The organism is Corynebacterium sp. HMSC056E09 (assembly GCF_001813425.1).
GTDB lineage: Bacteria > Actinomycetota > Actinomycetes > Mycobacteriales > Mycobacteriaceae > Corynebacterium > Corynebacterium hesseae.
The window spans coordinates 35,334-60,745 of the sequence record NZ_KV812493.1; the positions used below are offsets into that span (position 1 = coordinate 35,334).

24 protein-coding genes and 4 tRNA genes are annotated in these 25,412 nt (G+C 62.9%); 20 read left to right on the forward strand and 8 right to left on the reverse strand.

Annotation, left to right across the window (positions count from 1 at the left end; all coding sequences use genetic code 11):
- The first annotated feature begins 21 nt into the window (after window positions 1-21).
- Window positions 22-711 carry a metal-dependent transcriptional regulator gene (locus tag HMPREF2912_RS06240; RefSeq protein WP_070683581.1) on the forward strand — a complete coding sequence of 230 codons (690 nt, stop codon included), beginning with the start codon at window positions 22-24 and terminating at the stop codon, window positions 709-711.
- On the opposite strand, the gene menE is transcribed toward HMPREF2912_RS06240, so the two are convergent.
- From menE to dcuC, 6 genes are all read right to left on the reverse strand, one after another.
- Window positions 708-1,856 (reverse strand): o-succinylbenzoate--CoA ligase, encoded by a 1,149-nt coding sequence (gene menE / locus HMPREF2912_RS06245; RefSeq protein WP_070683582.1) that lies wholly within the window; start codon window positions 1,854-1,856, stop codon window positions 708-710. The genes HMPREF2912_RS06240 and menE overlap by 4 nt on opposite strands.
- 11 nt (window positions 1,857-1,867) lie before the next feature.
- Window positions 1,868-2,029 carry a hypothetical protein gene (locus HMPREF2912_RS12995; RefSeq protein WP_168164088.1) on the reverse strand — a complete coding sequence of 54 codons (162 nt, stop codon included), beginning with the start codon at window positions 2,027-2,029 and terminating at the stop codon, window positions 1,868-1,870.
- A gap of 21 nt (window positions 2,030-2,050) precedes the next feature.
- Window positions 2,051-3,031, reverse strand: a complete 981-nt coding sequence (locus tag HMPREF2912_RS06250) for a 1,4-dihydroxy-2-naphthoyl-CoA synthase (RefSeq protein WP_070596767.1) — start codon at window positions 3,029-3,031, stop codon at window positions 2,051-2,053.
- A 364-nt stretch (window positions 3,032-3,395) separates the two neighbouring features.
- The gene (locus HMPREF2912_RS06255) at window positions 3,396-3,857 is read right to left on the reverse strand and encodes a DIP1984 family protein (protein ID WP_070516481.1); all 462 of its coding nucleotides are present in this window, start codon (window positions 3,855-3,857) and stop codon (window positions 3,396-3,398) included.
- A gap of 161 nt (window positions 3,858-4,018) precedes the next feature.
- Entirely contained in the window at window positions 4,019-4,621 is a 603-nt protein-coding gene (locus HMPREF2912_RS06260) for a hypothetical protein (protein WP_070683584.1), read from the reverse strand.
- Between the two features lie 63 nt (window positions 4,622-4,684).
- Window positions 4,685-6,094, reverse strand: a complete 1,410-nt coding sequence (gene dcuC, locus HMPREF2912_RS06265) for a C4-dicarboxylate transporter DcuC (protein ID WP_070533911.1) — start codon at window positions 6,092-6,094, stop codon at window positions 4,685-4,687.
- Between the two features lie 97 nt (window positions 6,095-6,191).
- Between dcuC and HMPREF2912_RS06270 the strand changes: the two genes are divergently transcribed.
- From HMPREF2912_RS06270 to HMPREF2912_RS06300, 7 genes are read left to right on the forward strand one after another with little or no spacing between them, the layout of a single operon-like run.
- On the forward strand, window positions 6,192-7,202 hold the full coding sequence (locus tag HMPREF2912_RS06270) for an o-succinylbenzoate synthase (protein ID WP_070521283.1): 1,011 nt from the start codon (window positions 6,192-6,194) through the stop codon (window positions 7,200-7,202).
- A gap of 48 nt (window positions 7,203-7,250) precedes the next feature.
- A complete protein-coding gene (locus tag HMPREF2912_RS06275) occupies window positions 7,251-9,602 on the forward strand; it encodes an ATP-binding cassette domain-containing protein (RefSeq protein WP_070683586.1) in 2,352 nt (783 codons plus the stop codon).
- A gap of 10 nt (window positions 9,603-9,612) precedes the next feature.
- Entirely contained in the window at window positions 9,613-10,215 is a 603-nt protein-coding gene (locus HMPREF2912_RS06280; RefSeq protein ID WP_070683588.1) for a hypothetical protein, read from the forward strand.
- The gene (gene menD, locus HMPREF2912_RS06285) at window positions 10,208-11,899 is read left to right on the forward strand and encodes a 2-succinyl-5-enolpyruvyl-6-hydroxy-3-cyclohexene-1-carboxylic-acid synthase (RefSeq protein WP_070683590.1); all 1,692 of its coding nucleotides are present in this window, start codon (window positions 10,208-10,210) and stop codon (window positions 11,897-11,899) included. Before HMPREF2912_RS06280 ends, menD begins: the two co-directional genes overlap by 8 nt.
- On the forward strand, window positions 11,900-12,343 hold the full coding sequence (locus HMPREF2912_RS06290) for a DUF3592 domain-containing protein (protein ID WP_070596761.1): 444 nt from the start codon (window positions 11,900-11,902) through the stop codon (window positions 12,341-12,343). It abuts the gene before it with no gap.
- A gap of 8 nt (window positions 12,344-12,351) precedes the next feature.
- On the forward strand, window positions 12,352-13,551 hold the full coding sequence (locus HMPREF2912_RS06295; RefSeq protein WP_070596790.1) for a glycosyltransferase family 4 protein: 1,200 nt from the start codon (window positions 12,352-12,354) through the stop codon (window positions 13,549-13,551).
- 11 nt (window positions 13,552-13,562) lie between these two features.
- The gene (locus tag HMPREF2912_RS06300; RefSeq protein ID WP_070562613.1) at window positions 13,563-14,252 is read left to right on the forward strand and encodes a demethylmenaquinone methyltransferase; all 690 of its coding nucleotides are present in this window, start codon (window positions 13,563-13,565) and stop codon (window positions 14,250-14,252) included.
- A 5-nt stretch (window positions 14,253-14,257) separates the two neighbouring features.
- On the opposite strand, the gene HMPREF2912_RS06305 is transcribed toward HMPREF2912_RS06300, so the two are convergent.
- Complete coding sequence (locus tag HMPREF2912_RS06305) at window positions 14,258-15,496, reverse strand: geranylgeranyl reductase family protein (protein WP_070683592.1); 1,239 nt, start codon at window positions 15,494-15,496, stop codon at window positions 14,258-14,260.
- A 93-nt stretch (window positions 15,497-15,589) separates the two neighbouring features.
- On the opposite strand from HMPREF2912_RS06305, the gene HMPREF2912_RS06310 reads away from it, so the two are divergent.
- The 9 genes from HMPREF2912_RS06310 (at window position 15,590) to rplA (ending at window position 20,862) form a co-directional block, all read left to right on the forward strand.
- A complete protein-coding gene (locus HMPREF2912_RS06310) occupies window positions 15,590-16,594 on the forward strand; it encodes a polyprenyl synthetase family protein (RefSeq protein WP_070533895.1) in 1,005 nt (334 codons plus the stop codon).
- A gap of 76 nt (window positions 16,595-16,670) precedes the next feature.
- Window positions 16,671-16,752, forward strand: a tRNA-Tyr gene (locus HMPREF2912_RS06315).
- Between the two features lie 918 nt (window positions 16,753-17,670).
- Window positions 17,671-17,746: transfer RNA gene (locus tag HMPREF2912_RS06320), tRNA-Thr, on the forward strand.
- A 34-nt stretch (window positions 17,747-17,780) separates the two neighbouring features.
- Window positions 17,781-17,852 (forward strand) — tRNA-Met (locus HMPREF2912_RS06325).
- Between the two features lie 127 nt (window positions 17,853-17,979).
- Window positions 17,980-18,055, forward strand: a tRNA-Trp gene (locus HMPREF2912_RS06330).
- Between the two features lie 24 nt (window positions 18,056-18,079).
- Window positions 18,080-18,406, forward strand: coding sequence for a preprotein translocase subunit SecE (secE, locus tag HMPREF2912_RS06335; protein WP_070683594.1), 327 nt, complete (start codon window positions 18,080-18,082; stop codon window positions 18,404-18,406).
- A 139-nt stretch (window positions 18,407-18,545) separates the two neighbouring features.
- On the forward strand, window positions 18,546-19,451 hold the full coding sequence (gene nusG / locus HMPREF2912_RS06340) for a transcription termination/antitermination protein NusG (protein ID WP_070520979.1): 906 nt from the start codon (window positions 18,546-18,548) through the stop codon (window positions 19,449-19,451).
- 165 nt (window positions 19,452-19,616) lie between these two features.
- Complete coding sequence (gene rplK / locus HMPREF2912_RS06345) at window positions 19,617-20,060, forward strand: 50S ribosomal protein L11 (protein WP_070520976.1); 444 nt, start codon at window positions 19,617-19,619, stop codon at window positions 20,058-20,060.
- 97 nt (window positions 20,061-20,157) lie between these two features.
- Complete coding sequence (rplA, locus tag HMPREF2912_RS06350) at window positions 20,158-20,862, forward strand: 50S ribosomal protein L1 (protein WP_070520973.1); 705 nt, start codon at window positions 20,158-20,160, stop codon at window positions 20,860-20,862.
- A gap of 597 nt (window positions 20,863-21,459) precedes the next feature.
- Here rplA and HMPREF2912_RS06355 read toward each other — a convergent pair.
- Entirely contained in the window at window positions 21,460-22,254 is a 795-nt protein-coding gene (locus HMPREF2912_RS06355) for a siderophore-interacting protein (RefSeq protein WP_070683596.1), read from the reverse strand.
- Between the two features lie 124 nt (window positions 22,255-22,378).
- Between HMPREF2912_RS06355 and HMPREF2912_RS06360 the strand changes: the two genes are divergently transcribed.
- From HMPREF2912_RS06360 to HMPREF2912_RS06370, 3 genes are all read left to right on the forward strand, one after another.
- The gene (locus HMPREF2912_RS06360) at window positions 22,379-23,323 is read left to right on the forward strand and encodes an ABC transporter substrate-binding protein (protein WP_070683606.1); all 945 of its coding nucleotides are present in this window, start codon (window positions 22,379-22,381) and stop codon (window positions 23,321-23,323) included.
- A 66-nt stretch (window positions 23,324-23,389) separates the two neighbouring features.
- Window positions 23,390-24,358: a FecCD family ABC transporter permease gene (locus HMPREF2912_RS06365; protein ID WP_246816471.1), complete on the forward strand. Its 969-nt coding sequence runs from the start codon at window positions 23,390-23,392 to the stop codon at window positions 24,356-24,358.
- On the forward strand, window positions 24,355-25,407 hold the full coding sequence (locus tag HMPREF2912_RS06370; protein WP_070683600.1) for a FecCD family ABC transporter permease: 1,053 nt from the start codon (window positions 24,355-24,357) through the stop codon (window positions 25,405-25,407). The genes HMPREF2912_RS06365 and HMPREF2912_RS06370 overlap by 4 nt, the downstream gene beginning before the upstream one ends.
- The last annotated feature ends 5 nt before the right edge of the window (window positions 25,408-25,412 follow it).

The window sequence follows — 25,412 nt, forward strand, 5'->3', positions numbered from 1 at the left end:
AGGCTGAACTACGATGGGGGTATGCACATCAGTGAGCTGCCCGAACGCACCCAGGATTACCTCAAGATCCTCTGGACCTATGAGGAGAAAGAGGGCGCTAATACCGCGATGCCGCTGGGGGACCTAGCTAAAGCGGCGGGGCAGAAGCTGCCCACCACGTCGGAGGCGGTCAAGCGCCTGGCCGCGAAGGGGCTGGTGGAACACGAACGCTACTTCGGTGTTCGGCTTGTTGAGGAAGGCCGGCGGCTGGCTGTGGCAATGGTGCGCCGGCATCGACTCCTGGAAACCTTCCTCGTGCGCACTCTGGGCTATACCTGGGATGAGGTGCACGATGAGGCGGAAATGCTAGAGCACGCGACGTCCGACAGGCTCGTTGAACGCCTCGATTCTTTCCTGGGTAACCCCGCCCGCGATCCGCATGGTGATCCCATACCTGCCCCGGATGGCACTGCCGAGCCGGTCTCGCGCATTACGCTTATCGACGTCCCCGCGCAGACCCCCGTCACCGTGGAGCAGGTCACTGACGCTGACGGCGAATTTTTGCGCTACCTGGATAAATATGGAGTGCGGCCGGGAGTGGAATTGACCGTCGTTGCCCCCTCGGTTGCGGGTGTGCTCGAGGTTGCCGTCGACGGCGGTGCGCACTTCCCCCTCGGGGAATCCGCTGCGCGCGGCATTGCCGTACGCAGCTTTGGCGAAGCGGAGGCTTAGCTGTCCCACATGCGGGCGACGGCGAGGCGGTCAACCTTGCCGGGACCGGTGGTGGGGAGCTGGGCCAGGCGCTTGAAGTCCTTGGGGATTTGCCACCGGGGAAGGCCACTATCGTCGAGAGCCACAAGGATATCGCCGACATCCGCCCATCCGGTATAGGCAGCGACGATCATCTGTCCCAAGCGTGGGTGGGGGATGCCGACCACGCACACGCCGTCCACTCCCGGCACGCGAAGGATGTGCTGCTCGAGCTGCTCTGGGTGGAGCTTGAGCCCGCCGGTGTTCAGGATGTTGTCGAGGCGCCCGGTGACGGTGAGGTGGCCGTCGTGAAGCGCGCCGGCGTCGGAGGTAGCAAACCACGAGGTACCGGACTCATCGACCATGAAGGCATCTGAGTCCACGTTTCGATAGCCCTGCGCAATCATGGGCCCGCCAAGGTAAATGCGCCCCTCGTCGCCGATGCGAACAAGAGCGCGATCGAGGGGACGGCCGTTGTAGACGCATCCACCGGAAGTTTCTGAGGAACCGTAGGTGGTGACGATATTGATGCGCAGCTTTTTCGCAGAGTCCAATAGTTGCGGGTGGGTGGCAGCACCTCCGACGAGGATGGCATCAAAGGTGCGCAGGGCCTCGATTCCTTCTAGCGAATCCATGGCCTTGGCTAGCTGCATCGGGGTCAGGCCCGTGTATGAGCGATCCCCAGTGGCGGCCAGCTCGTGCGCGGCGCGGGCGAAACTGGGGATGGAAAAACCTTCCGACAGGTCAAGGCAGAGCGGCTCCACGCCCGCGACGAGGGAGCGCACCAATACCTGGATGCCCGCGATATGGGAGGCGGGCGTGGCTAGTAGCCACTGACCGGTGCCGCCTAAAGTCCGGTGCGTGGCATCGGCACTAGACACCAAGTTGGCGGCCGTGAGTTGCGCGCCTTTCGGCGTGCCCGTGGACCCGGAGGTGGCCACGACCAGCGCGATGGAGGAATCAATAGGTTCTCCTGCGCGCATGTGGTTGCGCAGGAGCTGCGCGCGGGTGCGGTCCTCTGCAGGGGCGGGCAGGAAGGTGGCTTGTCCTGCGATGGCCGCTTCCAGATCAGGGAGGATGGCGGCGGGGTCATGTGGATTGACAGGCAGAGGGGAGAGGATGGTCACGGTTAGCTAGGTTACCGCCCGCGGTGTTCGTAAGGGTTGATGAGCTCATCCTCCTGATCGAAGGGGCGCTCACCATCCTTTTGGGCCTGCTGGATGTGGCGCAGCATCCACACGCGGGAACCGATGACGGCAACGAGCGCGATGGCCGCGAGGGCAATGGAAAAATAAAGCACGTCAGGCTCTCCTTGGGGGAACTAGTAGTAGTACGGGAAGTCATCCCAGTTGGGCTCGCGCTTTTCCAGGAAGGATTCCTTGCCCTCGACGGCTTCGTCGGTCATATAAGCCAAGCGGGTGGCTTCGCCGGCGAAGACCTGCTGGCCCATGAGGCCATCATCGGTGAGGTTGAAGGCGAACTTGAGCATGCGCTGGGCGGTGGGGGACTTCATGTTGATCTCGCGTCCCATCTGGATGGCGGCGTCCTCCAGCTCGGCGTGGTTAACTACCTCGTTGACGGCACCCATCTCGTACATGCGCTGCGCGTCGTAGGTGCGTCCCAAGAAAAAGATCTCGCGGGCGTACTTCTGGCCCACCATCTTGGCCAGGTAGGCCGAGCCATAGCCGGCGTCGAAAGAGCCGACGTCGGCGTCGGTCTGCTTGAAGCGGGCTTCCTGGCGGGAGGCAATGGTCATATCGCACACCACGTGCAGGGAGTGCCCGCCGCCGGCGGCCCAGCCGTTAACCACGGCGATGACCACCTTGGGCATGGTGCGGATGAGGCGCTGGACCTCCAGGATGTGCAGGCGGCCGCCCTCAACTTTTTCGCGGGCGGTGTCGACGGTGGATTCGTCGGCAGTCGCGTCATCGTGCGCGTGCTCGGTGGCGTAGCGGTACCCGGAGCGGCCGCGAATGCGCTGGTCACCGCCGGAGCAAAACGCCCAGCCGCCGTCCTTTTGGGAGGGCCCGTTGCCGGTCAGCAACACCGTGCCAACATCTGGCGTGCGGCGCGCGTGGTCCAGCGCGCGGTAGAGCTCATCCACCGTGTGCGGGCGAAACGCATTGCGCACCTCGGGGCGGTCGAAGGCGATGCGGACGATGCCGTCCTTGCGCTGTGGCTTTGGGCCGTCGCTGATGAGCCGGTGATAGGTGATATCCGTCAGGGCCTCAAAGCCCTCGACGGGGCGCCAGAGCTCCGGCTTGAAAGGGTTATCGGTGCTGTAGTTCTTCTGCTCGCTCATGGCACACCAGCTTAATTGGAAAGCAGTGCGCCGGAAGTATAGTCCCCATTCCCAACCCTCACCCACACTCTCCGCCCAGCGCGGCGGTGATAAACAATAAACAATACTGCGGGATTATCCCCGTCAATGTGCACGTGTACTCCGTACCAGCGCGGTACACCATACAGTGGGACGGAATCGAACCTCCCTGCCTTCTTGCGCTACGAAGGCGCCTGAGAAGCACTGGACTTTTCCCTGCCCAGTAAGGGTTGCGCTCGCTGCGAAGAGTGTGGGCTACCGTCGTGTGCGGCTCAGCGCACACGACATGACTAAATGTCGAACGACATGACGTGCCGCAAGGATGCGGCACAACTAGCGGCAGTCGCTATTTAGTTATCAGTTCCGTATTCCAGTTCAGCTGCTGGATGCGGGTATCCAGTTCGCGGTACTGGCGGGCCAGATCATCGGCGCGCTCGCGCAGCTTCGGCACGGGCACGGTGGCCACGAACTTGATCTCGGAGCGGGAGTAGCGGTCGTGGCGCGCACCCGCGCGCTCTGCCAATCCCTGGTAGATGCGGCGCTTGCGCAGCAGACCATCACGAAGTGCCAGCGCCTCCATCAGCGAGATCTCTTCGTCGAACGGGGTGGCCGTGTTCGTGGCGTTGATGGCGATGACAAGCTCGTCGATGCGTTTGGTCACGCCCTCGAGCTCACGGAGGAGATCCGTCGGGTTCTCATCCGGTTCATCGCCTTCCTGTATGCGGACGGTTGCCGCAAGCCGGTCACTCAGCGAGTTGAGGCGCTCCTGCGCCTGGGCGCGCTCGGCCAAGGCTTCAGCAAGTAGCATGGTTCCTCCTTTAACCCTTAATGGGATTGATTGTCTGTGCAATTGTACGGCAGGCAAGAGGCTTCGCCGTGCGGTCGTGACACTTCTAACAAATAGTGCCCCAAAACTTCGATGATCTGGGGCCTTATTTGATCGATATGTACGTCATGTTCGGTTGCTCGCTACGGCTGACCTTCGGTAGACAGCCGGTTGGTCCACGTCTGGCTATTGGCCTCTTCAAAGCTGGCGTAGACAGAGTTGTCGCCGTCGATGCCGCAGTAGAAAGTTCGAGTGTCAGAGCCCATGGCGCAATACAGGTCGTAGCTCTGCTTTGTCGCCGGGCTCGCTACAGAAATGCGGGTGTTGTAGGAGCCATTCACGGTAGAACTGCGCTGCGACCAGGTGAAGGTGTGCTTGATGGCCTCATCAAACATAGCGGCGGCGAACTCACAGGAGGTGTTTTCTCCTGCGTGGATCTTGTCTCCTTGATTGGTATAGCCGCATGCACCGCCGACTTGCCCGACGTTGATGTTGTGGCCGCCCGGGTTGGGGTTGGCGTTGTCGTCCGCGGCGGGAGTGCCGCTCGGGGCATCGTTAAGAGTCGGCGCGGGGCCGCTGTCCTCGGGGGCCTCGGAAGTGGAGGCAGTCACTGGGGCCACAACGGAGGTTAATTGGCTGTCGGCAGAAGCCTCACTAGCAGGTGTAGAGGAGTCAGAAGTATCGCCGCAGGCGTTCAATGCAATTCCGGCGGCAACGAGTAAAGAGAGAGTAGAGAGTTTTCGCATGAGTTGTAGCCTAGCGCCCCGCATGGTGGTTTAAAGGGGCGCTAAGGCCACAGCCGGGGAGTGTTACCCAATAAACATGAACGCAAACAGCGTGTTGAGCACCGTCGCCACAATCATGGGCACGGAGGTGCGCTTGACCAGCTGGATGGGGTTGACCTTGATGGCGCCGGCAACAATGAGCACCGCGGCGTTGACCGGGGAGACCTGGCGCATGAGGTTGGACGTTCCCCAAATGGCGGTGAGCATCTGCGGGGCGTGGATGGAGGTCTGCGAGGCCAGGTTGGGCACTACCTCAGAGAAGGCGAAGTAAGGCGCGGTGCCGGAGCCGGTGAGTGCTGCCATCGCGGCGGTGGCGGCGACGAAGATGAGGACGATGAGGACGGCGGCGCCGGAGGAGCCTTCGGCGGCGTCGATAAGCATGTCAATGACGCCCATCTGCGTAATACCTTCCACCAGGACGGCGGCGGCAACCAGCAGGGCCACGACGCCCGCAGCGCCCTCGCCCATGCCCTTGAAGAAGCTGGAGATGGAATCTACCGCACCCGTGACGGTGCGCTTGCGGATGGACTCGATGATCATCGCGATGAACAGGGAGACCACGGTCACCGGGAGGATGCCGCCCTCAAAGGGGATAACGCCCATGCGGTTGAGGATGGCGGAGATGATGATGAGCAGCAGCGGCATGAGCGGGAGCACGGCGTAGTAACCCGGCAGGGAGGCGGCGCGGGCGATGGCTTCCTCAGTGGCTTTATCGCACATCGAGTCAGCGGTGACTTCACCGGAGGCCAGGGCTTTGCGGGCATCCGCCTTATCGCAGCGGTGCTGCCACCACATGTGGACGAAGGCCGTGATGAGCAGCGTGGGAACCGTGGCGTAGGCGACGGCGCCGTAGACGAATTCCGTCGGAGTCATGTTGGTGAGATCGGCGCCCTGAATGAGGCCGGCCTCCAGCGGGGTGGGAACGATGGTGGAGGAGGTCACCACGATGGCGCCCACGGTCAGGGGTGTCAGGCCCGCAGCGATGAGTGCTGGAAGGAGCGTGGCCACGAGCAATAGGGAAAGCGCTGCGGCCGAGGGGATCACCAGTGAGAGCAGCGTGCCCAGGATGAAGCCCACTGGGACCAGCCAGTAGGAGCCTTTGAAGCGCTTGAGCGGTGAGGAGAGCACCACGACCGTCTTGGCATCCGCGCCGATGTGGCGCATATAGGACACAAAGCCGAAGAGCACCATAATCGCCATACCGATGCCGGAGAAGCGCGACTTGAACAGCGCGTCCACGACGAGCAGCTGGTCGTAGAAGGCATTGCCGGTCGCTTCAATTTCTGTGGTTCGGAAGTCCGCGCGCCCAGTGAGAGCGGCGAGCATGAGCAGGATTACGCCAACGGCAAAGATGGAGGCCGCGGCGTGGACTTTCTTATAGATGAGGTAGACAACTGCGGCGATGGCCAGTAGCGCGATGAGAAGGTAGAGCATGTAAAGATCCTTCTTCTGGTTATATCCACTTACTGTTTAAAGGTAACACCGGCTATGACAGGTGTCGCGTTGAACCCCCACACGTACGATGAAACTCATGCATATTGATGACGTCCTCGACCGCGCCCACGTGGTATCCCTTCCGCTCGCCGTGAAGTTCCGCGGCATTACGACCCGGGAAGCATTGCTTATCGATGGCCCCGCGGGCTGGGGTGAGTTCGCCCCCTTCCTGGAGTACGGGGCGGAGGAATCCGCCCGCTGGCTCGCCGCCGGGCTGGAAGCGGCCTACGAAGGCTTTCCGGAACCCGTGCGCGAGTGGGTAGAAGTCAACGGCACCGTCCCTGCGGTTCCTGCCGAGCAGGTGCCGGAGGTCATGGAGCGCTATCCCGGCTGCCGCACCTTCAAAATCAAGGTGGCGGAGAAGGGGCAGACCCTAGAGGACGATATCGCGCGCGTTCACGCTGTCCGCGCCTACATCGAGGCACAGGGTCGCGTGCCGGTTTTGCGCGTCGACGCCAACTGCGGCTGGAGCGTTGAGGAAGCCGTCACCGCGGCCAAGGAGCTCATGCCGCTGGATTACATGGAGCAGCCGTGCAAGACCGTTGAGGAACTCAAGGAGGTGCGCACCCAGCTCATGCGCGCCGGGATTTTCGTGCGGGTGGCGGCGGATGAATCTATCCGCAAGGCCAGCGACCCTTATCGGGTGGCGGAATTGCAAGCGGCTGATGTCGCCGTGGTTAAGCCCGCGCCGCTGGGCGGGGTGCGCAAAGTACTCGAGGTAGCCTCCCACCTGCGCGAGCGCCACATGGACATCACGGTGGCCTCTGCCCTGGATACCTCGGTGGGAATCTCCATGGGACTTGCCGCAGTGGCCGCCTTGCCGCAAATCTATGACGACGAAGACATCGACGTCACCCCGGCCGCTGCGGGCCTGGCCACCGGGTCGCTGTTCCTGGAGGATGTGACAGCACCACGCGAGCTTGTCGACGGTCACCTGCGCGCCGAAGCCCTCACCCCCGACCCGGATCGCCTGAGCACACTCGCCGCGCCGGGCGAGCGCCGCGAGTGGTGGTTCGAGCGCGTGCGCGAGTGCTGGCCGCACCTTTAAAAACACAGCTCACGGTACATGTCCGGAGGGCAGCGTAGGCTGGCGGGCATGACCATTTCCGTGAAAGACGCGCACCTGCACAACCTTCGCAACGTGGATGTGGACCTTCCACGCGGCCAGCTCGTGGCCGTGACGGGGGTGTCCGGTTCCGGCAAGTCCTCGCTGGCCTTCGGCACCATTCATGGCGAAGGCCAGCGCCGCTACCTGGAATCCGTCGCGCCCTTTGCTCGACGCCTCATCGCTTCAGCGGTGGACCCGCAGGTCGGCCGCATCGAGGGGCTGCCGCCGACGGTGGCGTTGCAGCAGTCGGCGTCGGCAAGCAGCGCGCGCTCCACCGTGGGCACGATCTCCGCCATGTCTAACTCCGTGCGCCTTCTTTACTCGCGCTGCGGTGACAACCCGGAGGGCCTGTACTCCGATTCCTTCTCCCCGAATACCCCAGAAGGCATGTGCCCGGAGTGCCAGGGCACCGGCGTCGTCCACGAACCCACGGAGGCGTCCATGGTGCCGGACCCCAGCCTGAGCATCGAGGAAGGCGCGATTGCTGCGTGGCCCGGAGCCTGGGCGGGCAAGAACTTCCACGACATTCTGCAAGAACTGGGCTATGACTTGGATTCACCGTGGGAGGATTTGCCGAAGAAAGACCGCGAGTGGATCCTCTTCACCGAGGAGCGCCCGGTGGTAACCGTCAAGCCGCGCCGCGGGGCGGATCAGATCCAGCGCAATTACGAGGGCACGTGGCGCTCCGTGGCCAGCTACCTGACCAAGACCTATGCGGAGACGAAGTCGGATACACTCCGCGCCCGCGTCTTGAGCTTCATGGAAACCCGCCGCTGCGATACCTGTGACGGGCGCCGGTTGACGGTCAAGGCGCTCAAGGTTACCTATGCCGGGCTGCCTATCGACCGTTTCAATGCCCTTCCGCTCAGCGAAGCCTTCGAGCTCCTCAAAGCCCAAAAGCCGCAACCGAATGACGCGGAAGATCTGCTGCTTAAAGCGCTTCTCCCCGCCTTTGAATCGGCCCTGGAACTCGGCCTTGGGCACCTTAGCTTGGATAGGCCGACGGAGACGCTCTCGGGCGGTGAGGTCCAACGCCTGCGCCTCGCTGCGCAGCTGCGCTCAGGGCTCTATGGCGTGACCTATGTCCTGGATGAGCCGTCGGCGGGCCTGCACCCAGTGGAGAGGGGCGCGGTGCTCGACATGTGCCGGCGCTTCATCGCGGAAGGCAACTCGGTGCTGTTGGTGGAGCACGACATGGAGCTAGTCAAGCACGCCGATTGGATCGTGGACGTCGGCCCGCTCGCCGGTGAGCGCGGCGGCCAGGTGGTGTACTCGGGCCCTGTTGCCGATTACATAGAGGCGGCGGACTCCGCCGATACCCCGACCGCGCGCGCCTTGGCCCGCCCGCGCCCCACGCCCAAGGCCGATGCGCGCCCGGCACACGGGGATATCGCGCTGCGGAAGGTGCACTCGCACACCATCGATGGCCTTGACGTGGACTTCGGGCTGGGCCAGTTCACGGCCATTACCGGACTGTCGGGTTCTGGCAAATCTACGCTGCTGGCCGCGCTCCAGGGCACGCTCACTGGCCCGGAGTGCCCGGAGCAGGTCAAGCGCGTGGTCTCCATTACCCAAAAGCCAATTGGCCGAACCCCGCGCTCCACGGTGGCGACGTACACCAACCTCTTCGACAACGTGCGCAAGCTCTTCGCCGCCACCCCGGAGGCCAAGAAGAAGAAATGGACGGTTTCGCGCTTTTCCTACAACGTTAAGCAGGGTCAATGCCACACCTGCGGCGGCGCCGGCCAGATCGAGGTTGAGCTGGTTTTCCTGCCCGGCTCCTATACCCAATGCCCGGATTGCCAGGGGCAGCGCTATAACGATGACACCTTGTCCATCCGCTGGCAGGGTAGGACCATCGCGGACATCCTTGACCTCACGGTGGAAGAAGCCCTGGAAGTCTTTGCGGATGAAGCACCGATTCTCCACGCGCTCCAAACACTGGAAGCGGTGGGGCTGGGCTACCTGCGCTTAGGCCAGGGCGCCCCGGAGCTTTCCGGCGGTGAGGCCCAGCGCATCAAGCTCGCCACGGAGCTGCAGCGCTCCCGCAATTCGCGCCGGGGTCATACTGTCTACCTGTTGGATGAGCCGACCGTCGGTTTGCACCCGGCCGATATCGACCTACTTATTTCTGAGCTGCACTCGCTGGTGGATGCCTCCCACACCGTCGTGGTGGCAGACCACGACCGCCACCTCATCGCTGGCGCGGACCGAGTCATTGAGATGGGCCCGGGCTCCGGTACGGAGGGCGGAAAGATCGTGGCGGATGGCACGCCGGGCGAGGTCGCCGCGGGACTAACCCCCACTGGCCGGGTGCTAAGTGGCAAGGGTGCACGATAAGGTAAATCCCATGACCCACAACAACGGTGACAACGAGACGCGGCAGTTCGGCCGCGTCACCGGTGAGAACGAAACCCGCCAGTTCGGCGCGCCGCAGCAGCAGCCGCCGCAGCGCCCCCAGCAGCACTTCCCGGAGCCCGGTTCCCAGGGCACGCAGTCCTTTGGCCAGCCCTATCAGCAGGGCTATGACCAGGATTATCAGCAGCCGCAGTACGACCCAGTCCCGTCGAGCTACCAGGTGGAGCAGCCGAAGAAGGGCGGGGGAGCCCTGTCCTATGTCTTCGCGGCCATCGCTGCTATCGCCGTCGTTTTCGCCGGCGTGCTGTTCTTCCTGTGGCGCGGTGCGGCAGCGGATGCTGACAAACCCGCCCCGGAGCCGGTTACCGAGACCGTGACCACCGAGGTTCCCACCACGGTGACCACCACCAAGAGCTCGCCGCGGGATAACCTCCCCACCGATATTCCGACGGAGCTGCCGACGGAGCTGCCGCCGGACGTCCAGGACCGTGTGGACCAGGGTGGAGCCGAATTGGAAGGGTTGATCAATGACCTCTTCGAGCAATTCGATTCGGGCATGGAAGAGCTCGATACGGGTGGTGCAGGCAATGCCTAATACTGAATCTCACACCGAGCCCACTGCCTCCGCGCAGCCGGAGTCGATGCAGCTGGCCGAAGCACTGGCGGCCCAGCTTTCGCGGCACCTCACCGACGTGGTTATCTGCCCGGGTTCGCGCAACGCACCGCTGTCTTTGGCGCTTCTCGCGCGCAGCGATATTCGCGTGCATACCCGCCTGGATGAGCGCTCCGCCGCCTTCGCTGCTTTAGGTTTGGCACGCGTCCAACGCCGGCACGTCGGCATCGTGATGACCTCCGGCACCGCGGTGGCTAATGCCCTGCCCGCGATGGTGGAGGCGCATTACTCGCATACCCCGCTGGCCGTCATCAGCGCGGACCGGCCGGCCCGCTTGGTGGGCACGGGGGCCTCCCAGACCATCGAGCAGCCCGGCATCTTCGGCGTGTATGCGGAGACCACCCAGGTGGAGAGCACGAGTGATATCCCGCTTATCGCGGAGCGCTTTTTGAATGACCGCCAGGTGCACATCAACGTGGCTCTCGATGCCCCGCTGGTAGGCGAAGAGCTGCCCAGCACCCCGACGGATTACACGCAGCACCGCGCGCACACCCCGCGCTGGTCCAATCACGGCGAGGTGGCCGTCGATCTCAGCCGCAACACGCTCGTCATCGCGGGCGATGAGGCCTGGGAGGTCGAGGGGCTGGAGGACGTCCCCACCATTGCCGAGCCCACTGCACCCGCGCCCTATCACCCGGTGCACCCGGCCGCGGCGCACCTCTTCCGCCGCGCCCAAGTCTCCGCCAATGATTACGTGGTCAACACCAAGGTGGAACAGGTTATCGTCGTGGGCCATCCCACCCTGCACCGCGGCGTCCTGGCGTTGCTCAGTGATCCCGATATCGACCTCATCTGCCTGTCCCGCACGGAGGATTTCACCAACCCGCGCGGTGCGGCTGCGCAGTTGGGCACCACCGTCAAGACCAGCGGCGAGCCCACGCGCGAATGGATGAAGATCTGCGAAGGCGCCGCACAGATGGCGGCCGAGGGTGTACGCGAGGTCCTCGCGGAGGCCACAGGCGAGGACGCCACCAAGCCCGAGATCGGCTTTACCGGACTCCACGTCGCCGCCGCGGTGGGGGACACCCTCGCCGTCGGCGACACCCTCGTGCTCGGAGCCTCTAACGCGGTGCGGGATGCCTCCTTCATCGGTCTGCCTTTCGACGGCGTGGAAACCTACTCGCCGCGCGGGGCCGCCGGCATCGACGGCACCGTCGCGCAGGCCATCGGTATCGCGCTGGCCACCCAGTCCCGCGAGGCCGACGCGCCCCGCGCCCCGCGCACCGTCGCCCTCATGGGGGATGTCACCTTCCTCCACGACGCCACCTCCCTCATCCTCCCCGAGGACAACCCGCGCCCGGAGAACCTCACCATCGTCGTCTCAAACGACGACGGCGGCGGCATCTTCGAGGTGCTTGAACAAGGCCGTGAGCCCCTGCGCCCCTCCTTCGAGAGGGCCTTTGGGACGCCGCATGGGGTGGGCGTCGCCAAGCTGGCGGAAGCCTGCGGCGCTGAGCACCGCGAGGTGAGCTCGGCGCAGGAGCTGCTCGATGTTCTCGCAGAGCTCAAGGAATACTCCACCGGGATCACCGTCGTGGAGGCACACACCACCCGGTCCTCGCGCCGCGCGCTGCAGGAGGCTCTGAACGCCAAGGTGGGTCAGTAAATGCCGCGGCGCCGGGTGCGCCAGCTGATCCTGGTGTTGTATGCCGCAGCACTAGTGGGCATGGCGGGTATGGTGATCGGCCCTTTCTTCAATGACCGCACCATCGGCGCCAACCCCGGGCGCGCCCTGGCCACGGTGACGGATGTCGGCACCTTGCGTACTTTCGTGGACTTCCAGGACTCCGAAGGGATCTACCACACCCCGCCCACCGGCCTGCTCTATCCCACTGGGCTGGGAGAAGGCCAGCAGGTGTGGGTGCTCTACGCCAAGAGCAACCCGGACCTGGTCAAGGTAGAGGGCCGGGAATGGACGCTATCGATCATTCCGGCGCTGTCCTCCGCGGCCGTGGCTACTCTGATTGCCGGCGCGTGCTGGTGGGGGAGCGGGAAAATTAACCGGAATTTAGTACGTGCGTTACCAACCGAGCACTCAGAAAAGGAATGATGGGGCGCATGCGTGTAGCCATCGTCGCGGAATCCTTCTTGCCTAATGTCAACGGAGTGACCAACTCCGTGCTGCGTGTCCTCGAACACCTCCACGAGCACGGCCACGAGGCCATCGTCATCGCCCCCGGCGCCCGGGACGGGCAGGAGGAGATCCCCGATTACCTCGGGTTCACCATCGTGCGCGTGCCCACCGTGCGTGTGCCGCTGGTGGATTCGCTCCCGGTTGGCGTTCCTACGTCCGCCGTGGACGAGGCGCTGCGCGAGTTCAAACCGGACATCATCCACCTGGCCAGCCCCTTCGTCCTGGGAGCGGCGGGAGCATTTTCTGCACGTCAGCTGCGCATTCCGGCGGTGGCGCTATACCAGACCGACGTGGCCGGTTTCGCCACCAAGTACCACGCTTCCGCACTGGCCTATGGGGTGTGGGAGTGGCTGCGCACCATCCATAACGCCTGCCAGATGACTCTCGCGCCGTCCTCGCTCACCATCAGTGACTTGGAGAAGCACCACATCAAGAACGTGCGCCACTGGGGCCGCGGTGTGGACTCAGAGCGCTTCCACCCCTCGAAGCGCTCGGCGGCGTTGCGCCGGAGCTGGGATCCCACGGGGAAGAAGAAAATCGTCGGCTTCGTCGGCCGCCTGGCCGCAGAGAAGGGCGTGCACCGCCTGTCCGCGCTTAACGGACGCGAGGACATCCAACTCGTCATCGTTGGTGATGGCCCAGAGCGCCCGCTGCTGGAGGCCCAACTGCCGGACGCGGTATTCACAGGCGCGCTGGGCGGCGAAGAACTCGCCGCAGCCTATGCATCCCTGGACATCTTCGTCCACGCCGGTGAGTTCGAGACCTTCTGCCAGGCCATCCAGGAAGCGCAGGCCTCGGGCGTGCCCACCATCGGCCCCCGCGCGGGCGGCCCGGTGGACCTCATTGAGGAGGGCTATAACGGGCTGCTTCTCGACGTTTCCACGTTCGTCGAGGACCTCCCCAATGCCGTCGACGCGCTGCTCAACCCGGAGATCCACGAAGAGCTGCGGGAGAACGCTAGGCAGTCGATTGCTTCCAAGACGTGGCCGGCGCTATGCGAGCAGCTGCTGGGCTATTACGAGGAAGTTTTGGAGAATGTCCGCGAGGTGCCGCTGACCATTTTGGGCCAGCGCCCGGAGCTGCCGCGCTGGGCCGCTCGCGCCCTGGGGGCGCGCGTGGCCTAGACTAGGCGCTTGTGTCTAAGGCAGATCTGGATAAAAAGCCCTTCGATGTTGCGCGCATGTTTGACGCGGTGGGCAAGAAGTACGACATCACCAACACGGTGCTGTCCTTTGGTCAGGACGCACGCTGGCGCCGTCTGACGCGCGAGCGGCTCAACCTGAAGCCGGGGGAGAAGGTCCTCGACCTGGCTGCCGGAACGGCTGTTTCCACGGAGGAGCTGTCCAAGTCCGGCGCGTGGTGCGTGGCCTGTGATTTTTCACTCGGCATGCTCGCGGCTGGCGCGGAGCGCGATGTGTCCAAGGTGGCCGGCGATGGAATGCGCCTGCCTTTTGCGGATAACACCTTCGATGCGGTGACCATCTCCTATGGTCTGCGCAATATCCACGACTTCGAGCTGGGCCTGCGGGAGATGGCGCGCGTGACCAAGCCCGGTGGGCGCCTGGCTGTGGCGGAGTTTTCTAAGCCAGTCATCCCGGTCTTCGGCACCGTCTACAAGGAGTACCTGACCCGCCTGCTGCCGCCGATTGCCAAGGTGGTCTCCTCCAACCCGGAGGCCTATATCTACCTCGCAGAATCCATCCGCGCGTGGCCGGAGCAGCACGAGCTAGCCGCCGCCATCAACCGCAATGGCTGGGAACAGGCGGGCTGGCGCAACCTGACGTGTGGCATCGTGGCGTTGCACTCCGCGGTGAAGCCGGCCTAAAGGCCTTAGGCCCAGAGAGGCGTATCCCGGCGCAGCGCAGAGACCGCCCCGCCCGCCAGCCGCCAGGCGCGGGCGAGCAGGTCCTTGTCCTCGTCGGTGATGAGGTTGCCCATGAGGCGTGCGGCGGCCGGCATGAGCATGCGGCCGATGGGGCCGCGCATGGCCACAGGTCCGGCGAGCGGCAGGAACTGCGGATAAGTCAGCAGGCGCGCTGCGGTGCGGGCGAGCAGGAAGGCCTCGCCGTACTCGGCGCGCAGACGCTCCGGCCACGCCAAGGTCAGGTCCTTAGTGCCGAGCATCTCTACGGCTAGTGCTGCCGTCTCCAAGCCATAATCGATGCCCTCGCCGTTGAGCGGATTGACGCAGGCGGCGGCGTCACCAATCAGCATCCAGTTTGCGCCGGCTACCCCGGACACCGCGCCGCCCATGGGTAGCATCGCCGAGGTGACGTTGCGTAGCTCGCCCAAGCCCCACTCCGAACGCTGCTGCTCAGCGTAGAAATCAAGCGCCTTCTTGGTGTTGAGACGAGCCGGGCGGGCGGCGGTGGACAGCGCACCCAAACCGATGTTGACCCCCTGTCCCAGCGGGAAGATCCAGCCATATCCGGGTTGTACGACCCCCTCGGGGTCCTTGAGCTCCACGTGGGAGTGCATCCACTCCTCGCCGTCGTGGGGCGAATCGGCGTAGGCGCGCGCGGCGATGCCGTAGACCTCCTCGCGGTGCCAGGTGCGGCCCAGCTGCTTGCCAAAGGTCGAGCGCACGCCATCGGCCACGATGACCCACCGCGCGCGCACGCGGCGCTTGCCCACGGAGAACTCCACCAGCCGGTTGCCCTCGAGCTGCGGGGCCGTCGCCGTGCCGGTGAGAAGCTGCGCGCCGGCTTCTTGGGCGGCCTCAACGAGCAGCGCATCGAATTCATAGCGCGGCAGAGCCGTTCCCACCTGCGAGGGGTATGTCGACGGCCACGGGGCGGTTACGGTGCCGCCGAAGCCGTGCAGCTTGAGCCCGCGGTTGCGGTAGGAGGCGTTGACCTCGATGCCGAGGAGCTCCAACTGGTGCATGGCGCGAGGAGTCAGCCCATCGCCGCAGGTCTTGTCGCGGGGGAAGGGGGAGGCGTCGACAAGCAGTGTGTCATGGCCGGCGCGCGCGGCGTGGATAGCGGCGGCAGCGCCGGCGGGCCCGGCGCCTACGATGGCGACGTCAACAAGGGTGGAATCGATCTGCTCCGACATGGGGACTATCATTGCACGGGATAGTGGCCACAAGTGTGTTGAGGGCCGTGCCATGGGCTACGGTAGGTAAACACTAGGATTTTTGAGCTTAAAGGAACACGTTTAATGTCACACGGCCAAACTCACGCCAAGCACGTGGACTTGGGGGATGCGCAGCTCACCGAGCGTATCAACGCCGGGATGGCTGCTGTAGAGGACCTGCTGAACACGGAGCTCGACCGCGGGCAGGACTTCATCAAAGACAAGGTGCGTCACCTCTCCCTGGCTGGGGGCAAGCGTTTCCGCCCGATGATGGCGTTGCTGGCTTCCGAGTTTGGTGAACGCTCGCAATCGCCTGAGGTGATTAAGGCGGCAACCGTGGTGGAAATGGTCCACGTGGCCACGCTCTATCACGACGATGTCATGGATGAAGCGGAGCGCCGCCGCGGCGTGGATTCTGCAAATTTCCGCTGGACTAACTCGGTGGCGATTTTGGCGGGCGATGCCCTCTTGGCGCACGCTTCGCGGCTGATGAGCCAGCTGGATACTCACACTGTGGAGCACTTCGCGGAGACCTTCGAGGAGCTTGTTACCGGCCAGATGCGCGAAACCATCGGTGCCGGCGAAGCTAACGCCGTGGAGCATTACACGGCGGTCATCCGGGAAAAGACCGCGGTGCTCATCGCCTCCGCCGGCTATCTGGGTGCTTACCACGCTGGCGCCGGCCCGGAGCAGTGCGAGGCGCTGCGACAGATCGGTGCGGCCGTGGGCATGATTTTCCAGATCGTCGACGATATCATCGACATCTTCTCCGATCCCGAGGAGTCGGGGAAGACCCCGGGCACGGACCTGCGCGAGGGCGTGTTCACCCTGCCAGTGCTCTATGCCCTGGAGGAGGAGGGTGAGGTCGGCGACGAGCTCCGTGCCCTCCTGACGGGCCCGCTGACCGATGACGCCTCCGTGAAGCGCGCCATCGACCTGCTGTGGAAGTCCGGCGGCCGGGACAAGGCGCTTGCCGACGTCAACGCATACCTGCGCGTTGTCGAAGACCAGCTTTCCCTGCTGCCCGAATGCACGGCCAGCGAAGCCCTGCGCCAGTTGGCGGACTACACGGTCCAGCGCGTGGGCTAATAGGTGCTCCTGCCAGGCGATTTGCATGTCGGGCGGGACTTCGTAGTAAAGTACATAACCGCACTCAAGAGTGCATGCCAGGTTGCCCGAGCGGCCAAAGGGAGCGGACTGTAAATCCGCCGGCATTGCCTTCAGAAGTTCGAATCTTCTACCTGGCACAGAATGAATCCCGCAGACGCAAAGATGTGTCTGCGGGATTTTTCGATCCCCGGCATAGGGCTAGGGGGTTAAGGGTCATTTCGATCAAATAAGGGGCCCGAGCCCCGGGGAATTGGGACGCTATTTGATCGAAATGTCGCTCCGTCGATTGAACGGTCGTGTGCCCGGCTTAGTTGTCGGCTTAAGGGTCAAAATGTGTGTCTGGCTCGGCGTGTCACCGGGGCTAGATTTGGCCACTTCCAGGCCGGCTGACTGGGCATAGACGATGTTAGTGAAGTCCTAATCGTTGAGATAGCCGGTACGGCCGACGGTGCGCTAGGAAACGCCGGACAGGCAGCAACTACTACGCCGCCGTCCCAACGTGCGCGACACTAGAGCCATTTCATTAAGCCAGTTCCGTTCAGGTTCTCGGCGCAGCGCAGCAGGCGATGGGCTGGGCAAATAGTGCTGCATTGGTGACATCGGGGGGAATCTTGTTGGCCAAGAATCACCTGGTTTATACCGCCATCGGTCGAAGCCTCAGCTGTTCGATTCATTGCATTTTGTATCTCCGCCGCAGTGCTAGTGTGGTCGATTTCTAGCATTGAATCACCACACCACCGCCGGCTACCACAGGTAGGCAGCCACACCGTGGATTTAGCATCCCAAAGCCAGATATATGCTCCCAAAGCGTATATTCTGCGAGAACCTACAGTTCAGACCCCAGAAATCCCCGATTCCAGACACACTTTCTGACCCTTAACCCTAGTTGTCGTCTACTCGGCACGGTGTTTGCTCTGGTGTGTTCTTGGGGCGCTTAAAGGCCCTAAAAACATGTCCCATACTGGCGATTTGTGTTGTTTAAGCGTTTCGGGTTAATCTTTTCAAGGCTTCAACGAGAGCACAGCGGATGAAAGTCCGTTACTCAAAGAGGCTGTGCCCCCTTAGCTCAGTCGGCAGAGCGTTTCCATGGTAAGGAAAAGGTCGACAGTTCGATTCTGTCAGGGGGCTCCATTCATGTTTCTGGAAGGTCCCAGAAGGTGAATATGGCGGTGTAGCTCAGTGGTAGAGCAAGCGACTCATAATCGCTGTGTCGCGAGTTCAATTCTCGCCATCGCTACCGGGAAAGAAAAGCGCCCGCACACGGGCGCTTTTTCATTACCGACTCCCAGCCTTATACGGCACGTGGTTTCCATGGGGAATCACCGTTCTGGTAGGGTTGTGCGTTGTCCCAAAAGGGCACGCAAAGGGGCGTGGCGCAATTGGTAGCGCAACGGTCTCCAAAACCGTAGGTTGCAGGTTCGAGTCCTGTCGCCCCTGCCACATCACTTCAAGGAGGGAATCGCCGTGAGCGATGAAAAGCAGCCGAGCACCGGGGCCCCGCGCCCAACCGGCAAGCGTCAGCTCTCTGGCGCAGCGACCACCTCTACCGATTCCTACACCGACAAGCGCGTCGTGCGCGTTGAGGATAAGAAGGAAGAATCCTTCGGCGGTTCCGTCGGGTCCTTCCCGGGCGAGGTCGTCTCTGAGATGAAGAAGGTCGTCTGGCCTACCGGCAGGGAAATGCTGCAGTACGTCCTCGTGACCTTTGCCTTCCTCATCGTCCTCACCGCCTTGGTGTGGGGCGTGGACACGCTGACCGGCCTCGGAGTTGAAGCAATCCTCGCGCCTTAGTAAACTAATTTCATACTTTCATCCCGCCGCCTTCCCGCTAGCTCGACTAGGGGAAACGGCGGGATACTTTTTGCCCTAGTCCCGCCGAGTAACCTGGTTGGGGACTAGAAGAATGAACACAATTTTGGAGTAGCAGACAATGAGCGAAGAAAACACTGGCACCTCCCTCGAGCAGGCCATGATTGATAACGTCCAGGAACAGGCCGCGGAAGCGGTCGAGGCTACTGAGGAAACCCAGCAGCCGCAGGAGGAGCTTTCTGCCGAGGAGAAGGAAGCCGCCGAGAAGGAAGCTGCTACCAAGGCCGCTGAGGCCGCCCTCGGCGGCGGCTCGGACGAGGCTGAGGCTGAGGGAGCGGGGGAGACGTCGCCAAGCGCTGAAGCAGATGCCGCTGCCGCCGACGCCGAGTACAAGACCCGCCTGCGCGCATTCACCCGCGAACTGAAGAAGCAGCCGGGCAAGTGGTACATCATCCAGTGCTACTCCGGCTACGAGAACAAGGTGAAGACCAACCTGGACATGCGCGCCCAGACCCTTGAGGTGGAGGATTCCATCTTTGAGGTCGTCGTGCCGGTCGAGCAGGTTCTGGAGAAGAAGGACGGCAAGAAGAAGGTTGTTAAGCGCAAGCTGCTTCCGGGCTACGTGCTGGTGCGCATGGAGCTTAACGACGCCGCCTGGTCTGTCGTCCGCGATACCCCGGGTGTGACCTCCTTCGTGGGCAACGAGGGCAACGCTACCCCGGTGAAGATCCGCGACGTGGCCAAGTTCCTCATGCCGAATGACACGACGGTTTCCCCGGAGGCCTCCGCCGCCGACTCCGAGGGCGAGCAGGTTGTTGCCATGCCGGAGAAGGAGGCCGCGAAGGCTTATGCTCACGACTTCGAGGTGGGCGAGGCCGTTACCATCCTGTCCGGCCCGCTGGCTTCCGTATCTGCCACCATCTCTGAAATCGATCCGGAGACCGGCAAGATGCAGGGCCTAGTGTCCATCTTCGGCCGCGAGACCCCGGTGGAGCTGTCCCCGACGGAAATCGAGCGCATCTCCTAAAAAGCGATTTTGAGCTGGGCGCACGGTGTTCTAAACTTGAACGCCGTGCGCTTTTGCGCATGTTCAAACGTTCATCCTCCGGTGGCCCACAACGCGTGAGCATCCGGACGGGGCGCTGTTATTCATCGTGGCGGCACTCCGGTACCACAGGAAAGAGGTAATTCGATGGCTCCCAAGAAGAAGGTCACTGGCCTGATCAAGCTCCAGATCGAAGCAGGCGCTGCTAACCCGGCTCCGCCGGTCGGCCCGGCACTCGGTGCCCACGGCGTCAACATCATGGAGTTCTGCAAGGCTTATAACGCTGCGACCGAGTCACAGCGCGGCAACGTCGTGCCGGTGGAAATCACCGTCTACGAGGACCGCTCCTTCGACTTCAAGCTGAAGACCCCGCCGGCAGCGAAGCTCCTGCTCAAGGCCGCTGGCATCAAGAAGGGCTCCGGCGTTCCGCACACCGATAAGGTTGGCTCCGTGACCTGGGATCAGTGCAAGGAGATTGCACAGACCAAGTTCGAGGACCTCAACGCTCGTGACATCGAGAACGGCGCCCGCATCATCGCTGGTACCGCTCGTTCCATGGGCATCACCGTTGACGGCATCCCGGCTAAGTAATAATTCAATTTAATGCGCGATACGTTCTGTATCGCGCGTGGCAGGGCCAGCTTCGGCCCGCTATCACCACATCAATCCAAGAAAAGGAATTGCACTTATGAGCACCAAGTCCAAGGCATACAAGGCTGCCGCTGAGCTGGTAGACCGCTCCCGCCAGTACCGTCCGATCGAGGCCGCCAAGCTGGCCAAGGAGACCTCCTCCAAGAACTTCGACGCTACTGTCGACGTTGTCTTCCGCCTCGGCGTTGACCCGCGCAAGGCTGATCAGCTGGTTCGCGGCACCGTTTCCCTGCCGCACGGCACCGGTAAGGATGTCCGCGTGGCCGTCTTCGCCGAGGGCGACAAGGCTGAGGCCGCTAAGGCTGCTGGTGCCGACATCGTGGGCACCGAAGAGCTGATCGCTGCCATCAACGAGGGCAACATCGACTTCGACGTTGCTATCGCCACCCCGGATCAGATGGCCAAGGTTGGCCGCGTTGCCCGCGTCCTGGGCCCGCGTGGTCTCATGCCGAACCCGAAGACCGGCACCGTGACCGCTGACGTGACCAAGGCTGTGGCCGACGTCAAGGGCGGTAAGATTTCCTTCCGCGTTGACAAGGCTTCCAACCTGCACGCCATCATCGGTAAGGCTTCCTTCGACGCTGAGAAGCTGGCTGAGAACTACGGCGCGCTGTACGACGAGATCCTGCGTCTGAAGCCGTCCTCCGCTAAGGGCATCTACGCCAAGAAGATCACCATCTCCACCACCTCCGGCCCGGGCATCCCGGTCGACGCTTCCGTGGAGAAGAACTACACCGACTAATTGATGTCTGTGTTAACGGCGTAAAGGTCCCGGCTCATTCACGAGCCGGGATTTTTTATTGCCTTTTTCCTTGCGTGTCGAATTATTTGTACAGGTCAGAGGGCTAAAAACCACTGACAGGTAAAATACAGGCAGGTTCGATGGGCTTTCAAGGAATGTATCGCATAATAATCCTTGTGCGTTTGAGAGAGGCGCATGAGAGATAGAGAGAACACCCTGAGTCTTGCAGGGCGGGCGGCGTGAGAAACCGCCTGATAGTCAAGACCCCTTGCAACGCGGGTTCCGGAATTATCCGGGGCCCGCGTTGTGCTGTGTGTGCCCCAGGTGCTCCCTGCTTGGATTCGGGACATGGGCTTGAGCGGAGATGCATCAGGCCTGGGGCAAGCGCGGGCGCTGGATGTAGATGGTTCTAGTCACAAGGTTCTCTTGGGGGCAAACAAACCATCTGGGGGAGCGAAGAAGGTTCGTTTGGGGGCAAGTAAACCTTCTGACTGAAACCTCTTGACTGGAACCTTCTGATGGGAACCATGTGGCAGCGCACCGTGTTATTCACCGGCTACCCACCGCCGGTTAAAGGACTAGATGCGTGCGAAGGATTTAAGGCCGCGGCTTGCCGTTCATCCAGTACACGGACCAGATGACGTCCTCGCGCGGCACTCCCCAGTCGTGCACCGCCAAAGAGCGCACTTCTTTGGCCAGGTCCCCTTCGCCGGATACCCACACTGAATCCGGCGCTGTATCCGCGGAGAAACGAGAGCTAAGAAGCTGAACGGCGCGTGCGCTGTGTTCCTCGTGCGGGGCGGCGACCATGGTGAGTGAACGAACCTTGCCGCGCCAGGTCTTCTCAAAGCCGTCCTCAATTTCGGAGTCGTCTGCAATTAGTGCAACGACGTCGACGCCGCTCAAGGTTTGCGGTGAGAAGGCTTCGTAGTGCTCCAGGATGTGCCACAGTGCTGGGAGAGCGGAGGCGTCCGCGAGCAACAGCTGTGATTTCTTGGGTGCCTGCCACCGTGCTTGCCCCGTATAGATTCCGGCGGTATCCCCGGGCTGGGCCTTGCGGATCCACCGCGAGCCCGGACCATTATCGCCATGGGTCACCACGTCGACATCGATGGTGCAGGCTTCGTGGTTGAGCCTGCGAATTGTGTACCACCGCAACGCCGGGCGAACGTCGTCAGGCAAGCCAGTGACGGCGGCGCGCACATTGGCATCCTCAACTGGGAAGGACGAAAACTCCTGCCCGTCCTGGGGCATGAGGAGCCCAAAATACTCATCAGGCCCGGCGAGGGGGTAGGAGCCGAAGGCGGGCGAGTGAAAAGTAAGGCGGTGCAGTCGCGGCTTGAGGCGGGTATTCCCGGCGAGGGTAACGGGTAATAAGCGGTGATGCGTCAAAGGAATTGTTCCTAGGTATAAGGGAAATTTGAATCCATCATAAAGCAGAGGTTAGGCTTGCCTCAAATAGATTAGGGGTGTGACGGCTTGTGTGCTCGTTCCCATCGAAGGAAAGGTTGATTCCATGGTTGCTATCCACCGGCGTGCGAAAGCCGTGCTCGCGATTGTCTCGGCGGCAGCGATTGCTCTGACAGGGTGCTCGCGCGGAAGCGGTGAGGACAGTGCGGGTGCAGGCAGCGCTGAGGAGGTGCGGGTTGCGAGCCTGGGGCTTGGCGACGCCGATACTGTCCTCGCGCTCGGAATCACCCCCGTTGCCGTAGCGCCCTGGGGAGCACAGGGCGATGGTGATCCCTCCGGTGTAGGCCCATGGGCGAAAGAACTTCTGGGAGATGCCCAGCCTGAGGTTATCTATAACACCGCTTCTGGGTTCACGGCCGATGTTCTTGAGCAGGTCACGGCTTCGGACCCCACGCAGATCATTGCTGTCAATCAGGCAGTGGACCAGGAAGCACAGAAATCCCTCGAGGAGATCGCGCCGCTGACCATCAAGCCGGAGGGCTTCGAAGACTGGCAGGTTCCCTGGGAAGAGCAGGTTAAGACCATCGCCTCTGCCGTGGAGAAGGAAGAGGAGGGTGACAAGCTTATTGACAAGGCGCAAGGCGCCTTCGACGACTTCAAGGAATCACACCCGGAGCTTAACGGCAAACGCGCGGCCATCGTCATGCCCTATGACGGAAAGCTGGGCCTCTACACATCCGATGATGGCCGCGGTCAATTCATCGAAGACCTTGGCTTTGAGATTCCGCAGCAGCTGGAGGGTGATGGCTCGAGCTTCTTCGTGGACTACGCCCCAGAGAACTACTCCCAGCTCAACAACGTGGACTACCTGTTCGTCTTGGATTACAACGGTGCAGTCGACGAGCTGAAGAAGGATTCGACGTTCCAAGGCCTGGACGTGGTCAAGGATGGCCGCGTCCGCTACCTAGAAACGGATACCGGCAACGCCATGAGCATGCCGAACCCGCTCACCATTCCTTGGGCTGTCGATAAGTTCGAAGAGCAACTCTAAGTGCTCGTACTACCGAGAAACGCCGGGGCCACCCGCGGCGAGCTAGATTCGCGGGGGAGGGGACGCGTGCTCCTCACCAGCGCTCTGGTTGTGGTTTCACTGCTCCTCCTCGCCTGCTCGCTGATGGTGGGATCGCGGTCCATCGCCTTGTCCGAGCTCCTTCCCGCCTTCCTCCATGAAAGCCAGCCGGAGATAGAAAATATCGTGTGGGACTTGCGTATGCCGCGCACGTTCTTGGCGTACTTCGCGGGTGCAGCCATTGCGGTCTCCGGTGTCATCGCCCAGACCTGGACCAAGAACCCCTTGGCCGATCCCGGCTTCATTGGTATCACTGCGGGTGCTTCCTTCCTTGTAGCGCTCGGGACGGCGTTGGGGCTTGCCACCTCGCTGGGGATGCGGACGGCGCTCGCGCTGGTGGGAGCCGGTTTGGCCACGGTAGTGGTTCTGGGTGTTTCCCGGCGGTTTCCTGATCCCCTGACGCTGCTTCTCGTGGGTGCAGGAGTATCGGCTGCCTTAAGTTCTGGCGCCATGCTGATCGGCTTGTATTCCACGGATGTGCTCGACAGCATGCGCCGCTGGACTATCGGCTCCACCTTTGGGCGCGGCCCCGGGGAGGTCGCGATTGCAGCCGGTGGTCTGCTCGTCGGGCTCATCCTTGCCACGAGTGTGGCGCGCCCGCTCGACTTATTGGCCATGGGTGAGGAGTCTTCGGTTGCCTTGGGTAGCTCGCCGGCACTGGCGCGCCGTGGCGCGGCCTTAAGCATCGTTGTCTTGGCCGGATGCGGTACCGCTGCGGCAGGCCCCATCGCTTTCGTGGGCTTTGCCGTCCCCCACCTCCTCCGGCGGTGTACAGGGCCGGCGGTTGCCGCCATGATTGCCCCCGCCGCGCTGCTGGGTGGTTGTTCCGTGCTGGCTGCGGATATCTTAGGCCGGCTTATCGCTGGCCCCTCCGAGTTGGAGATGTCCATTGTCCTAGCGTTCGTGGGCGCACCTTTCCTCATCTGGGCCGTGCGCCGAGGGGAGCAGAAGCTATGAGTGATGGGGTGAAGGGGGACGTCGCCAAGCGCCTGCGTTCCCAACAGCGGCAGCGCCGGATATGGATATGGTCAGCCACCTGCTTCTTTGTGCTGGTCGCGGCAGTTTCTTACGTCCTGATGCTCGGGCAAGGCCCCGTGGGGCTGAGTCCGCTGCGCGTCCTGGAGATCCTCAACGGTGGTGGGAGCCGAAGCGAAATCCGCGTCGTGTGGGATCTGCGCATGCCCGTAGCGCTAGCAACCCTCATCGTGGGCGCCGCGCTCGGACTGGCGGGGTCGTGGACGCAGTCGATGTCGCGCAATCCGCTGGCCTCCCCCGACATCCTTGGTGTGACCGGTGGGGCTTCGGTGATGGTGGTCATCGGGACGGTGATGTCCCGGCCACTCCTCGCAGAGGGTGTCTCCGTGTTCTGGTGGCGGGCGGGGCTCGCGCTGCTGGGGGCGGTGTTAGCGGCCATCCTGCTGGTGGCGCTTGGTGGGCTCGGTACGAGCAACCGCATCGTCATCGTCGGCATCGCGCTATCACTGCTATTCCAAGCCATGGTGGCGTATCTCTTGCGCGCTGCGGAGCTCCTCCGTGCTGCACAGTCCCAGCTGTGGCTGGCGGGAACCACGGGCTTTGTGCGGATGGACGTCATTGTTCCGCTTCTCGTGGGACTGGCGCCTTTCGTGTTGCTTGGTTCGTGGCGTGCCCGGGAGCTGCCGCTGCTAGCCCATGATGATCTCTCGGCACTCTCCTTGGGCGTGGACATCACGCGGACGCGCACCGCGCTCCTCATTGCGGCCACCGGAATATGCGCGGTGACCGTGTCCGTGGCGGGGCCCATCGGCTTTATCGCGCTGCTGGCCCCACACCTCGGACGCATGATCGCCCGAACCCCTACTCCTTCGCCGGTGGTGTCGTGCGCTGCTGGTGCGGCCCTCTTAAGCGCCTGCGCCGTGGTGGCCGGGGCGCTCCCGATGGACGCGCCGGTGGGAGCTGTGTCCTCAGTGATCGGCGGCACCGCCCTGGTCATCGTGGTGTGGAATGCCGCAAGGCGGAAAGGATGAAAACC